Annotated in this window: 12 protein-coding genes; 6 read left to right on the forward strand and 6 right to left on the reverse strand. The window is 65.0% G+C overall.

What is annotated here, in order from left to right:
- Window positions 1–9: 9 nt before the first annotated feature.
- A complete protein-coding gene (locus D6M19_RS18200; RefSeq protein ID WP_123026648.1) occupies window positions 10–606 on the reverse strand; it encodes a TetR/AcrR family transcriptional regulator in 597 nt (198 codons plus the stop codon).
- A gap of 74 nt (window positions 607–680) precedes the next feature.
- Between D6M19_RS18200 and D6M19_RS18205 the strand changes: the two genes are divergently transcribed.
- Window positions 681–2243, forward strand: coding sequence for a phytoene desaturase family protein (locus tag D6M19_RS18205; protein WP_123026649.1), 1563 nt, complete (start codon window positions 681–683; stop codon window positions 2241–2243).
- A 161-nt stretch (window positions 2244–2404) separates the two neighbouring features.
- On the opposite strand, the gene D6M19_RS18210 is transcribed toward D6M19_RS18205, so the two are convergent.
- Window positions 2405–2677 carry a hypothetical protein gene (locus D6M19_RS18210; RefSeq protein ID WP_123026764.1) on the reverse strand — a complete coding sequence of 91 codons (273 nt, stop codon included), beginning with the start codon at window positions 2675–2677 and terminating at the stop codon, window positions 2405–2407.
- A 214-nt stretch (window positions 2678–2891) separates the two neighbouring features.
- On the opposite strand from D6M19_RS18210, the gene D6M19_RS18215 reads away from it, so the two are divergent.
- Entirely contained in the window at window positions 2892–3821 is a 930-nt protein-coding gene (locus D6M19_RS18215) for a histone deacetylase family protein (RefSeq protein ID WP_123026650.1), read from the forward strand.
- A 7-nt stretch (window positions 3822–3828) separates the two neighbouring features.
- Here the strand turns inward: D6M19_RS18215 and D6M19_RS18220 are convergent, their stop codons facing one another.
- The gene (locus D6M19_RS18220) at window positions 3829–5037 is read right to left on the reverse strand and encodes a glycerate kinase family protein (protein WP_123026765.1); all 1209 of its coding nucleotides are present in this window, start codon (window positions 5035–5037) and stop codon (window positions 3829–3831) included.
- A gap of 324 nt (window positions 5038–5361) precedes the next feature.
- Here D6M19_RS18220 and D6M19_RS18225 point away from each other — a divergent pair, with 324 nt between their 5' ends.
- The 3 genes from D6M19_RS18225 to gcl are packed head-to-tail and all read left to right on the forward strand — an operon-like array spanning window position 5362 to window position 8893.
- On the forward strand, window positions 5362–6213 hold the full coding sequence (locus D6M19_RS18225; protein ID WP_123026651.1) for a hydroxypyruvate isomerase family protein: 852 nt from the start codon (window positions 5362–5364) through the stop codon (window positions 6211–6213).
- On the forward strand, window positions 6210–7103 hold the full coding sequence (locus D6M19_RS18230; RefSeq protein WP_123026652.1) for a 2-hydroxy-3-oxopropionate reductase: 894 nt from the start codon (window positions 6210–6212) through the stop codon (window positions 7101–7103). Before D6M19_RS18225 ends, D6M19_RS18230 begins: the two co-directional genes overlap by 4 nt.
- Entirely contained in the window at window positions 7100–8893 is a 1794-nt protein-coding gene (gcl, locus tag D6M19_RS18235) for a glyoxylate carboligase (RefSeq protein ID WP_123026653.1), read from the forward strand. The genes D6M19_RS18230 and gcl overlap by 4 nt, the downstream gene beginning before the upstream one ends.
- On the opposite strand, the gene D6M19_RS18240 is transcribed toward gcl, so the two are convergent.
- Window positions 8890–9660, reverse strand: a complete 771-nt coding sequence (locus D6M19_RS18240) for an IclR family transcriptional regulator (protein ID WP_123026654.1) — start codon at window positions 9658–9660, stop codon at window positions 8890–8892. The two genes, gcl and D6M19_RS18240, sit on opposite strands and share 4 nt — an antisense overlap.
- A 155-nt stretch (window positions 9661–9815) precedes the next feature.
- On the opposite strand from D6M19_RS18240, the gene D6M19_RS18245 reads away from it, so the two are divergent.
- Window positions 9816–10499, forward strand: coding sequence for a GntR family transcriptional regulator (locus D6M19_RS18245; protein ID WP_327389807.1), 684 nt, complete (start codon window positions 9816–9818; stop codon window positions 10497–10499).
- A gap of 48 nt (window positions 10500–10547) precedes the next feature.
- Here the strand turns inward: D6M19_RS18245 and D6M19_RS18250 are convergent, their stop codons facing one another.
- Both D6M19_RS18250 and frc read right to left on the reverse strand, forming a co-directional pair.
- Entirely contained in the window at window positions 10548–11933 is a 1386-nt protein-coding gene (locus tag D6M19_RS18250) for an OFA family MFS transporter (protein ID WP_123026656.1), read from the reverse strand.
- A 287-nt stretch (window positions 11934–12220) separates the two neighbouring features.
- The gene (gene frc, locus D6M19_RS18255; RefSeq protein WP_123026657.1) at window positions 12221–13462 is read right to left on the reverse strand and encodes a formyl-CoA transferase; all 1242 of its coding nucleotides are present in this window, start codon (window positions 13460–13462) and stop codon (window positions 12221–12223) included.
- Window positions 13463–13640 lie beyond the last annotated feature (178 nt).

A 13640-nucleotide genomic window follows, 5' to 3' on the forward strand; every position in this document is an offset into this window, starting at 1 on the left:
GCCGTCGGACTACTGGAGCTCGAGTCCTGAGCGCACCAGATTGACGCTGTCCGCGACGATCTGGCCGATGTCGCCGGTGGCGCCCCCGCGGCCCCAGTTCTCCACGGCAACGACGAGCGCCGCTGCCAGAGCAGCCCCGGCGACCTCTGCCTTCAACGCGATGCCGGGCACGTCGTTGTAGCGCGACCGGACGAAGTCGGTGAGCACCTTCGCGAACGACGCCTGCACCACCCGCAGGTGACCCGCTGCCCGCTCACCCCCAATCAGCTCCGCCCGCAGCAGCGCCGCCTGCCGCACAACCTCGAGGTCGTGCGGGAAGCTGACGACGCTCGCCAGCACCGCGTCGAACAGGTTCTCCGACGCGGGCCGCCGCGCAAGAGCTTCCGCCAGCCACTCCAGCTGCGTCTCGTAGTCCTCGAAGAGCACCGCTTCCTTCGTCGCGAAATGCCGGAAGAACGTGCGCTCGGTGACCCCGGCCTCCGCGGCCAGTTCCGTCACCGTGACATTCGCGAACCCGTCGCGCTTGAACCGCTCCAGCGCCACCCGGCGCAGCGCGTCCTTCGTCGCCTGGCTGCGCTGAGCATGCAAGTTCACGGGCATCGCCATAGTCCCGCGATCGTATCCCACAAATTCGTCAGAACTGCCGCAATTGTGTCAGCACTGACATATTCTGCCGAACCATGACTGACTATGACGCAATCGTCGTCGGCGCCGGACACAACGGACTGACCGCCGCCGCCCTCCTCCAACGCGCCGGCCTCAAGACGGTGATCCTCGAGGCCAACACCTACGCCGGCGGCATGGCCGCCACCGTCGAACTCATCGACGGCTTCAAATACGAGATCGCCGGATCCGTACAGTTCCCCACCCCCAGCGACATCACCAAGGACCTCGGCCTCGACACCCTGCCCACCGTCGACTCCGACGTCATGAGCGTCAACATCGGCGAGGCCGGCGAAGAAGCCATGATCTTCTACCGCGACCCCATGGAACTGATGACCCACCTCGCCGAGAGACACGGCATGGACGCCGTCACTGGCATGGCCGAACTCATCGGCTGGAGCCAAGGGCCCGCAAAAGCATTGGGCCGCTTCGACGTCCGCCAACCGCCCAAGACCATCGACGAGATGTACGCCTGCGCCGCCAACGAAGCCGAACGCCGCGCCATCCACGAGACCCTCTTCGGCTCCGCCATGGACGCCATCGACCGCTACCTACCCGACAAGAAAAAGCACGCCGTCATGCGCGGCATGCTCGCCTTCCTCGCCATCAACTCCACCTACCGCGGCCCCTACACCCCCGGCAGCGCCACCTGCCTCGCCTTCGCCCTCGCCGTCCCCGAAGAGGGCGGCCAGATGATGACCAAACTCGAAGGCGGCATCGGCGCGCTCACCGACCACCTCCTAGAGATGTTCGAAAGCCGCGGCGGCGAGATCCGCTACCGCACCAAGGTCGAGCAGATTCTCGTCGACAACAACAAGGTCACCGGCGTCCGCTGCAAGGACGGCGAGACCATCACCGCGCCCGTCGTCGTCTCCAACCTCTCACCCGACACCACGCTGGTCGAACTCGTTGGCGCCGATCACGTCTCGGCCCAACTGCTCGACCGGCTCAAGGGACGCGACCACCGCGCCTCATTCGTCCAGATGCACTTCGCGCTCGACGGCCTGCCCGAATTCGCGCCGCCCTACGAGTTCCTCAACGAGCCGGGCATGCAAACCTCGGTCGGTATCTTCGGCTCCCCCGAAGAACAACAGCGGCAATGGGAGAACGCCTGCCGCGGAATCGTCCCCGACAACCCGTCGCTCGGTATGCAGATCCCGTCCGTGCACGACACCGCCATGGCGCCACCCGGCATGCACGCCGCCAGCGCCTACGCCTACGCCTTCCCCGTCGAAACCCCGCGCGACCAGCACGGCCACCTCAAGAACGAGATGGCCGACCGCGTCGTCGAGAAGATCAGCCGCTACGCCCCCAACTTCAAGGACATCCAGATCCGCCACATCACCTTCGCGCCGTACCACATGAACACCATGTTCGGCGCCCCCGCAGGCGACTTCTGCCACGGCCTGCTGCACCCCGACCTGATGGGCCCGAACCGACCCGGGCCCAAAGGCTTCCGCGACCTGCCCATCGGCATCGACGGGCTCTACCTCGGCGGCGCCGGCTGCCACGGCGGCCCCGGCATTACCTTCATCCCCGGCTACAACGCCGGTTACCAAGTACTCGACGACCTCGGCTGAGTCGTCGTCACCGCCCAACGGATCGGTCCCCGCGGGAACTCGCTAGCCATAGTCAGATGATGACCGCAGGCCTCGCCATCGCGCCGACTGCCGGCGCAGGGTGTCACGCGGGTGGTCGAGGCCGCGCCAACACGACCTCGACCTGACGCGTTATCGGCCGCTTACCAGGCCCGGCCCCAGGGGTGGAACCAAGGCCCATACCCACCGCGCCAGCCGCCGCCGTACCAATCGCCGCCGTATCGACCACCGCCGTACCGACCCCCGTCGTGCCAACCGCCGCCGTGCCAACCCGCCGCCTCCACGGTTGGGGCTGCGGCAATCGTCGTCGGCTGGGCCGGAGTGGGAGCAGCCGCGGCTATCGGTGCGACACCGATAGCGACCGCAGCAGCGCCCGCCGCGAACATCGGTGTGATGCACTTCAATCCGAGTCGCATGATGGAACTTCCTTTCGCTGACATCTGTCTTGCCCCTCCAGGTTCGCGCTGCATCGGACCGTTTACATCACCGCAGCCACCCATTCGGTTCTTCCTGCTAACCGGTAGGCAATCTGTGAGCGATCGACGATGGCCCATACTCCGACGTGATACTTTGCATACAGTATTCGAGCGTCCTCGATCCGCTTAAGCCCTCCGAAAGCCGCTTCAGCCCATGGCCACTTTGCTTCTCCACCATCCCGTCTTCGCCGACCACAAGACCACCGCCGGGCATCCGGAGCGCCCTGACCGCTATCGAGCAGTGACGGCGGCACTCAGCCAGGCGCAATTCGACGCGCTCGTGCGCGACGAGGCCGAGCTCGCCGATCTAGATGCGACGCGCTACGTCCACACCAACCGATATGTCGATGCCATCGAATCCGCACGCCCAAGTGAGGGTTACGTCTATCTGGACGGCGGCGACACCATGATGGAGCCCTCGACATGGGAGGTCGTGCTGCGTGGCGTCGGCGCCACCCTCCAGGCGACGGGCAAGGTCCTCGACGGCGTAGTGCAGAACGCCTTTGTCGCTTGTCGTCCGCCCGGTCACCATGCCGGAACCGAACAGGCCATGGGGTTCTGCCTGTTCAACAACATCAGCATCGGCGCGCGCTATGCGCAAGAGAAGTACGGGCTGGGGCGGGTCGCGATCGTCGATTTCGACGTTCACCACGGCAACGGGACACAGGAGATCTTCTACTCCGATCCGAGTGTGCTCTACGCCTCGACCCATCAGATGCCGCTCTTCCCCGGCACGGGTGCAGCATCGGAAACCGGCGTCGGAAACATCTTCAACGCGCCTTTGGCACCCGGCGACGGTGGCGTCGAACTGCGCGAAGCTTTCGCGCGCAGAATTCTGCCTGCGCTCAACACGTTCAAGCCGGAGCTCATCATCGTCTCCGCCGGGTTCGATGCTCATGAGCGCGATCCGCTCGGTTCGCTGCGCATGACGGCCGATGATTTCGCCTGGGCGACGCGCGAATTGATGAAATCGGCTGAGAAGAACTGTCAAGGCCGTCTCGTCTCGGTCCTCGAAGGCGGTTACGACCTTCAGGGCCTTGCGGATTCGGTCAGCGCCCACGTCGGCGAACTGATGAAAGGCTGAACCCTGATCAGCTCTGCCGGCTGACCGGCGGCGCAGTGGATGGACCTTGAGCTTGGACAGCGGCGGCGCTCAGCACGTCGCGAGTCATTCGCTGCGTCGCCAATGCGAGCAGCTCACCGGCGCGGCTGATGGACTGCAGGCGGTCCGGTTCCAGGTCGCTCAGCGCGTAGACGCCGGAAAGCCCGGCAGCGGTGGCTTCGACCGCAGCCAGGGTCGACACGCCCGCAACCGCGTACGTCGGTATGCCATAAGCACCGGCACGGCGACAGATACCCACCGCAGCTTTGCCACGCAACGATTGGTGATCCAGCGAGCCCTCGCCGGTCACCGCGGCGCACGCACCCACCAGGTGCCTGTCGAGTTCGACGAGGTCGAGGATGACCTCGATGCCAGGGCGCATGCGCGCCCCCAGCACCGCAAGCGCGGCAAAACCGACACCGCCCGCAGCGCCCGCTCCGGCGGCGGTTCGGAAGTCGGTTTTCGTTTCGCGCTCGACGACGTCCGCCCAGACGCGAAGTGCGCGGTCAAGGTCAATCACTTCGTTAGGGTCAGCGCCCTTTTGGGGCGCATAAACGTTCGCCGCGCCCGATGGGCCATATAGCGGGTTGTCGACGTCCACAGCGATCGTGAAAGTGGCGGAAGCGATTTCGGGGTGCAGTCCAGCGAGATCGAGCTGCGCGGCGTCGCCGATGCACAGACCCCCGAGACCAAGGCGCGAACCACGCTGATCGCGCGCCACCGCGCCCAGTGCAGCCAGAAAGCCCGCCCCGCCATCGGTGCTCGCGCTGCCGCCGACGCCGATGATGACGTCGCGGCAGCCGTGGTCGAGTGCCTGCGCAACCACCGCTCCGAGGCCATAGCTGGATGCGCTCGTGGGAGCCGGTATGCCACCGGGAAGCCGCTGCAAGCCGCAGATCTCAGCCATCTCGACGACCGCGGTTTTCCCGCTGCGGGCATACGCCGTGAGGCCTATCTGGCCAGTCGGCCCCGCAGCATAGACCGGAATCCGGGTAAATCCCGCGCCCACAACGGTTTCGAGCGTTCCGTCTCCACCGTCGGCTACCGGGCACTCCACCGTCGTCAATGTGGGGTCCGCGCGCTTCACACCCACGGACATGGCCCGTGCGGCTTGCCGGGCCGTCAGCGACCCCTTGAACTTGTCGGGCGCGATCACCACGTGGCGACCTGTCGCAGGGGCGGTGCTTTGCAGGGTCATATCCGGTTCCTTCCGGTCTTCCATGATACGGAATGACTTATTCACGACTGTCGCCTTGGCAGCAGACCCACTCGGTCTTGACACGCAAGCGGTTCGAGGGTTCACTTACTCTATCTTGATAGTTTAATTCCGTAATACGGAATGGAAAAGCATGAACGCGCTGTACCTCGCACTAGCGATCCCTCTGGGGTGGGCCGTCACCGGCTACGCCCTCGTGTCGGCGCCGTGGCACACGGAAGCGGCGCTATCGAGGATCCGTTCTCGTGCGGGGAGGCGCGCCACCGCGAGCAGTCCCCTGTCGCTGACAGAACAGAAAGGTATGCCGTGCTGAACGTCGCCTACACCGTCAACTGCTCGATTCTGCTGACCGAGCTACCGCTGCTAGACCGGCCGCACGCGGCTCGAGACGCCGGCTTCGCGGCGGTGGAGTTCTGGTGGCCCTTCGCATCTCCGACGCCGACCGACGCCGAAGTCACCGCCTTTATCCGCGCCATCCAGGACAGCGGCGTGCAGTTGACCGGTCTCAACTTCGCCGCCGGCGATATGCCGGGCGGCGACCGCGGGATTCTGTCCAATCCCGCGATGACACAGACATTCCGCGAAAGCGTCGACATCGCCGTCGACATCGCCGAGACGCTGGGAACCCGCGCCTTCAATGCGCTCTACGGCAATCGCATCCCGGAATCCACTCCGGGGGCTCAGGACTATGTCGGGGCCGAGAACCTCGCCTACGCCGCGCATGCGGCGAACCGCATTAGGGCGACGGTGCTTGTCGAGCCGGTGAGCGGCGCACCACACTATCCGCTCAAGACGGCCGCCGACGCCATCCACGTCATCGATCGGGTGCAGGGGGAATACGGGGCGACCAACGTGCGACTGCTCGCCGACCTCTATCACCTCCATGTCAACGGCGACGATGTGGACGCCGCAATTCGCCACTACTGCAATCGGATCGGCCACGTGCAGATTGCCGACGCACCGGGGCGTGGTGAGCCCGGAAGCGGTGAACTCCCCCTGAACAGCCATCTCCAGCTGCTCGCCGAGCTGGGCTACACGGGATACGTCGGCCTCGAATACAAGGCGACGAGATCCGACACTTTCGACTGGCTTCCCGCAGACCAGCGCGGTATCACCGCGGAATCAGCACGTCAACACGCCGAAACGAGGATCCAATGAGCACAATCGCTTTCATCGGTCTGGGCATCATGGGCGGCCCGATGGCCGACCATCTGGTCAAAGCAGGCCATTCCGTCATCGGCCTTGACCACTCACCAGAACGCGTGGCTCGGTTGGTCGAAGCGGGGGGCAAGGCCGCCGACTCGATCGGACAGGCGGTCAAGGGCGCCGACGTCGTGGCGATCATGGTCCCCGACTCTCCCGACGTGCAGAGTGTGCTGCTGGGTGATGACGGTGTTTTCGCCCATGCCCAGCCCGGCACACTGGTGATCGACTTCTCATCCATCCGGCCGGACGTCACCGCGGAGCTTGCCCGCGACGCCACCGAGCGCGGACTCCGGATCATCGACGCGCCGGTGTCCGGCGGTGAGCCGGGCGCCAAGAACGCCACGCTGTCGATCATGGTCGGTGGATCCGAGGTCGACTTCGCCTCGGCCAAACCGATTCTCGAGATCGTCGGCAAGACCATCGTGCACGTCGGCCCCAACGGAGCCGGCCAAACCGTGAAGGCCGCCAACCAGCTGATCGTCGCGGGCAACATCGAACTCCTGGCCGAGGCGATCACTTTCCTGCAGGCCTACGGCGTTGATATCGACGCCGCCGTGAAGGTCCTTGGCGGCGGACTGGCCGGTTCGGCAGTGCTCGACCAGAAGGCCCAGAAGATGCTCGACCGCAACTTCGACCCCGGCTTCCGCATCGCCCTTCACCACAAGGACCTCGGCATCGTCACCGCGGCCGCCCGGGAGGCCGGCGTGGTGATCCCACTCGGCGCGGTGGTCGCCCAGCTCATGGCCTCTGCAATGGCCAACGGCGACAGTGGACTCGACCATTCAGGCCTACTGCTGGGTGTCGAGCGGCTGTCCGGGATCGACAAGGGGCAAGCGAAATGACCCGGATGCGGACGGTCGACGCGGCCGTCAGGATTCTCGAAATTGAAGGCGCCACCCAGGCTTTCGGTTTGCCCGGTGCGGCGATCAATCCCTTCTACTCGGCGATGCGCGCACACGGCGGAATCAAGCACATCCTGGCCCGACACGTCGAAGGCGCCAGTCACATGGCCGAGGGGTTCACGCGCGCCGCGGCTGGCAACATCGGCGTCTGCATCGGCACTTCCGGGCCCGCGGGCACCGATATGATCACCGGGTTGTACTCCGCCTCAGCCGATTCCATCCCGATCCTGGCGATCACCGGCCAGGCACCCGTGGCCAAACTCCACAAAGAGGACTTCCAAGCGGTCGACATCACCGCCATCGCCGCACCGGTTACCAAGATGGCCATGACGGTTCTCGAACCGGGCCAGGTTCCCGGTGCCTTCGCTCAGGCGTTTCACCTGATGCGTTCGGGGCGGCCGGGGCCGGTGCTCATCGACCTGCCCATCGACGTCCAACTGGCCGAGATCGATTTCGATCCGGATTCCTACCAGCCGCTGCCCGTGTACAAACCGGCAGCGACGCGTGCCCAGGCCGCCAAGGCGATTGACATGCTGGCCAGCTCCGAACGACCACTGATCGTCGCGGGCGGCGGCATCATCAACGCCGATGCGTCCGATCTTCTGGTGGAGCTGGCCGAGGTCCTCGGTGTCCCGGTGGTGCCGACGCTGATGGGCTGGGGCACGATCCCCGACGATCACCGCCTAGCGGCAGGCATGGTCGGACTGCAGACCGCCCACCGCTACGGCAACGCGACCATGCTCGAATCCGACTTCGTTCTGGGAATCGGCAACAGGTGGGCCAATCGACACACCGGCGGGCTCGATACCTATCGCAGCGGGCGGCGTTTCGTTCACGTCGACATCGAACCCACCCAGATCGGCCGCGTCTTCGCCCCCGACTTCGGAATCGTTTCGGACGCGAAGGCCGCACTCGAGCAGTTCGTCGCCATCGCCAAGGAGAGACGCGCAGCCGACACGTTGCCCGATTGGCGCGGTTGGGTCGAGGACTGCCGGTTGCGCAAGGAGACGATGCATCGCAAGACGCACTTCGACGACGTTCCGATCAAGCCCCAGCGCGTCTACGAGGAGATGAACCGCGTCTTCGGGCGCGATGCCCGCTACGTCAGCGCGATCGGGCTGTCACAGATCGCCGGCGGACAATTCCTGCAGGTCTTCAAGCCACGCAACTGGATCAACTGCGGCCAAGCCGGACCGCTCGGATGGACAGTGCCTGCCGCCCTCGGTGTCGCCGCCGCCGACCCCGACGCCACCGTGGTGGGACTGTCGGGCGATTACGACTTCCAGTTCCTGATCGAGGAACTCGCGGTCGGGGCGCAGTTCAACCTGCCCTATGTGCATGTCCTGGTGAACAACTCCTACCTGGGATTGATCCGCCAGGCGCAACGCAACTTCGACATGGACTACTGCGTGTCGTTGGCGTTCGACAACATCAACTCCCAGGAGACGGACGGCGATGTCCCCAAGGGATACGGCGTTGATCATCTGCGGGTCGTTGAGGGCCTGGGCTGCAAGGCAATTCAGGTCGTCGAACCTCAAGACATCGCTCCGTCGCTGGCACGGGCGCAACAACTTGCCCGCGAGCACAAGGTGCCCGTGGTGGTCGAGGTCTTCCTCGAGAAGATCACCAACATCGCGATGGGCACCGAGATCGACAACGTCGTCGAGTTCAACGACCTCGCCGAATCACTGGCAGACGCACCAACGGCCGCCGCACTACTCGTCGACTAAACCGCCGCCTCTTTGTCGAACTCCGAGGCGAGATCGCGAGCCACCCTTTTCAGCAGCGGCGCGACTTTCGTCGCCGATTTCAAGGTGAGACGCGACGCCGGGCCGGAGATCGAGATCGCGGTCAATGTGGGTGCGTCCGGCACCGGCACTGCGAAGCACCGCACACCGAGTTCCTGCTCGCCTTCGTCCACCGCATAGCCGCGGGACCGGCTGAGCTCGATATCGCGCATCAGCGCATCCGGAGTGGTGTGTGTGTTCTCGCTGGAGGCCGGCATCCCGGCTCGCTTCAGCACCGCGAACACCGCCTCGTCGGGAAGCTGCATCAGCAGCGCCTTGCCCACCCCGGTGCAATGCAGGTGCACGCGACGGCCCACTTCGGTGAACATTCGCATCGAGTGCGGCGACGGGACTTGAGCAACATAGACCGCCATGTCGTTATCCAGCACCGCCATGTTGGCGCTCTCGCCCGTCCGCTCCACCAGTTCGGCAAGGTGTGGCCGCGACCACGCGCCGATGAGTTGGGCTGCGCTCTCCCCCAGCCGAATCAACTTGGGTCCCAGCGCATAGTGCCGATTGGGCAACTGCCTGACGTACCCCATGTTCAGCAGCGTCCGCACCAGACGATGAATGGTTGGTTGCGGCAGTTCGGCACGAGCCGCCAACTCCCCGAACGCGATTGACGGGCCCGCGCTCGCCATGATCTCGAGCAGCTCGAACGCACGCTCAACGGATTGGACGCTGCCCTTGGTCGGCGAGCCATCCGCCATCGACGCCCTCCGATCCATCGAACTGGCTGCGCTTGGTGGCAGAATCGTTCCGCATTACGAAATTATCATGGACGGCGCGGCTACCCACGTTGCCACCTGGATTGCCCCCTGACGACCGTATGCTGGGTGGACGTCGCCGAGTGCGGGAGTACTGCATGACCAATCCGTCAGCCCGGACGCGCCTGGAGCGTCCGCCACCGCTGCGGCAGGCGGTATACGACGTTCTCGTCGAAATGATCGTCAGGCGTGAGTTGCAACCGGGTGCGCACCTGGTCGAGCACGAATTGGCGGTCCAGCTCGGGGTCAGCAGACAGCCTGTTCGGGAGGCGCTGCAGCGCATGCAGAGCGAGGGCTGGGTGGACCTTCGCCCCACTCTCGGCGCTTTCGTCCACATTCCGACCGATGCCGAGGCCGATCAGCTTCTCGCCGTGCGGACCCTGCTCGAGGCGGAGTCCGCCAGGCTGGCCGCCGGCGCCGCGACGCCGGAGCACGTCGAGCACCTCTGGGAGCTCCACCGCACCGGGGAGAAGGCGCTCGCCGACGACGATCAGGAAGGTCTTGTCGCCGCGAACGCGGCTCTGCACGCCGCTGTCGTCACGATGTCCGGCAACAACGTTCTGGCCGACCTCATCGGGTCGGTCGACCGCCGGGTCCGGTGGTACTACCTGCCCATCGCGCTGGCGCGAGGCAAGGACGCCTGGGACGAACACGCCGAGCTCATCCGAGCGATCGGCAGGCGAAGCTCCAAGCGGGCAGGCGAGTTGATGCGGCAGCACACCGAGCGCACCCGCGAGATCTACCACGAGGAAAGGCAGGAGACGGTCGAGGGGACTGCCTGACAGGCACTTCCCCTCGACCGCCCGAATTCCCGCTTGCGACCGGCCTTTTCAGTCGGCCAGCGTCGCCGCCATCGGCATTCCGACTGAGGCTGTGCTTGGCTCGGCCGCCACGGCGCGACCCGGCTGCCGCAGGAAGAACGCGATCCCGGCCGAGACCAGGGCACTCACCGCGGCGATCCAATAGGCGCCGGTATAGCCCCAGGCGTCGATGACGCTCGCACCGACGCCGATCCCCACGACCGACCCGAGCAGCTTGGAACTGTAGATCAGGCCGTAGTTGCTGGCGTTGTTGTTCTCGCCGAAGTAGTCCGGGGTCAGGGAGGCGAACATCGGGTAGAAGGCGCCGCCGCCGAATCCAACCAGGAAGGCGAAGAACAGGAACGCGATCTCGTTCTGCGCCTTGCCCGCGTACAGCAGGCCGACCAGTGCCACCGCCGATACCAGCAGCACAGCGAGCAGGGTCTGCTTGCGCCCGAACCGGTCCGACAGGTAGCCGGTCAGCGTGCGGCCGGTGCCGTTGATGATCGACAACACACCGGCGGACGACGCCGCGATCAACGGGCCGAAGCCGAGATCCTTTGCGAACGGCACCATGTAGCTGATGCCGAACAGCGAGACGCCTGCGCTGATCCCCAGTGACAGCCACATCAGTGGCAGCATGCCGGTCCTGATCGCCTGCATCGGCGTGTACTGCCGGACCGCGGGCGGGTTCTTCCGGAGGCTCTCTGCGCCCTTCTTGCTGGTCGCCCATTGCGCTGGGTCAACGTCGGACGGCCACCAGTTCTTCGGCGGGTCCCGGAACATCAGTCCGCACACAGCGACGACCACCAGCATGTACACGCCGACAAGGTCGAGAACCCACACGTAGGTGTTCGGATGCAGGGCGTAGCTGAAGATGAAGATGAATGGCACAGCGCCGTAGGCGAATCCGCCGTTGACGAACCCGGTCTTGCCACCTCGCCGTTCCGGGTACCACTTCCCGACGAGGTTGATGCACGTCGCGTAGACAAGACCTGCGCCGATGCCGCCGCACACCGAGAACCCCAGGTAGGCAATGACCAAGCTGTCGCTGTTGGCGATGCTGACGAAGCCGATCGCCGACAGGACAGCGCCTGCCAACATGGCCGCCCTGGCCGAGACGATGTCCTTCTCGCGAAGCTTTCCAGCGGGGAATGCGACACCTGCCTGGAAGAAGGCCCAGATGGACAGCAGCCAGAACGTCTCCGACATGGACCAGCCGTGCGCATCCCGTAGAGCTTCCTCTGCGGCGCCATAGCCGTACTCGTAGACACTGATCGCCATCATGGCTACCCACGGCAGCCAGACCATCCAGGCGCGGGACTTACCGAGGAGTTCACGGTCGGTCTCCCCGACGCGGTAGACGCGGTTGTTCGCGTCCGTGATCTCCCGATAACTTGCTTTCGTTTCCAACATCGTAGATTCTCTTTCTAGCGAGGGTTACAGACTCGCGCTTCTACCGCCCGTCGCGTCAGGTTTCGCGACAGACACAGGAAGCGCCTGCGCTGCACGGGAATACGGCCCCCGGGCAACGATCGGATGACACACGTCCGAGGCTCGGCGTGCGTCCCGTTTGTTCTGGGTCTCAGCCGTGGGCGACTACTAACGCCTCGTGGCGAGCGACCTTTCCAGCACCACCTGTGCTGCCGCGCGGATTCAACGCATAGTGATATCGCCCTTTCGCCGTAGGACCACTGACATGCTCAGATCGCTCCGGCAGTCCTGAACAACTCCAGTTGCTCAGGCGAGTAGCCAAGCTCGGTGCAGATCTCGTCGGTGTGCTCGCCGAGCAACGGCGACCGGACGATATCGACCGGTGAGTCCGACAGCCGCAGCGGAGAGCCGACGGTTTTGAACGGGCCCCGCTCGGGATGGTCGACGGTGACGATGGCGCCGAGATCGGCGAGCGTTTCGTCCTCGATCAGTTCCCTGGTGCTCAGCACCGGACCACACGGGACGTTGAGGGCATTCAACGCCTCCAACGCCTCCCACTTGGTGTGCTTCTCCGACCAGTCCTCGATCAGTGCAAAGACCTTGTCCAACTTGGGCAGTCGGTCCTCGGGCTGGGCCCAGTCAGGATCATCGGCGAGCTCTGGTTTGCCGATCAGCTCCGCCAGCGGCGCCCAGATCTGGGGCTGGACGATCACATAGATGTAGTCGTTGGGCCCGCCGCCTTTGGTTCGGACGGCCCAACCCGGTTGGCCGCCGCCGGATGCATTGCCCGATCGCGGGACCTCGTCGCTGAAGTGTTCGTTCGGGTATTCCACCAGCGGGCCTGCCGTTAGCCGTTGCTGGTCGCGCAGTTTCACCCGGCAGAGGTTGAGGACCGCGTCCTGCATCGCGACCTCGACACGCTGGCCACGACCGGTGTTCGTGCGCTGGTAGAGCGCGGCCAGGATTCCGGTGACCAAGTGGATGCCGGTTCCCGAATCGCCGATCTGCGCACCGGTTGCCGTTGGCGGCCCGTGCTCGAAACCGGTGGTGGCCATGGAGCCGCCCATCGCCTGGGCGATGACTTCATAGGCCTTGAAGTTGAAGTACTTGCCGGGTCCGAACCCCTTGATGGACGCATAGATCAGCCGCGGGTTGATCTCACGCAGCCGCTCCCAGGTGAACCCGAACCGATCGACGACCCCCGGCCCGAAGTTCTCGACGAGGACGTCGACGCGCGACACCAGGTCGACGAAGATCTGCTGTCCCTCATCGCTCTTCATGTTGAGGGTGATGCTGCGCTTATTGCAGTTGAGCATCGTGAAGTACAGGCTGTCGGCGCCGGGGACGTCGCGGAGCTGCCTGCGGGTGACGTCGCCGCCTGCGGGCGACTCGAGCTTGACGACGTCGGCGCCGAGCCACGCGAGCAATTGCGTCGCAGAAGGTCCCGACTGCACATGCGTCATGTCGAGGATCCGGACGCCGTCCAATGCCTTCCCGGCTGCATCACCCATGACAACAACTCCCTTCACTCGCTTCGGTGCGTGCTCGTGCGATCTCCATCACAAGATTGCATACGGTATGAGGTAGACAACAGTGTGGCGCACGTTACACCTCGTTGTCCAGCAATCCGAAGAGTTTCTGACGGGCGGCTATCGCGTGGGCCGCAGCCCGTGATTCCGAGGCCGGGTT

This window comes from Mycolicibacterium stellerae (assembly GCF_003719305.1).
Classification (GTDB): Bacteria; Actinomycetota; Actinomycetes; order Mycobacteriales; family Mycobacteriaceae; genus Mycobacterium; species Mycobacterium stellerae.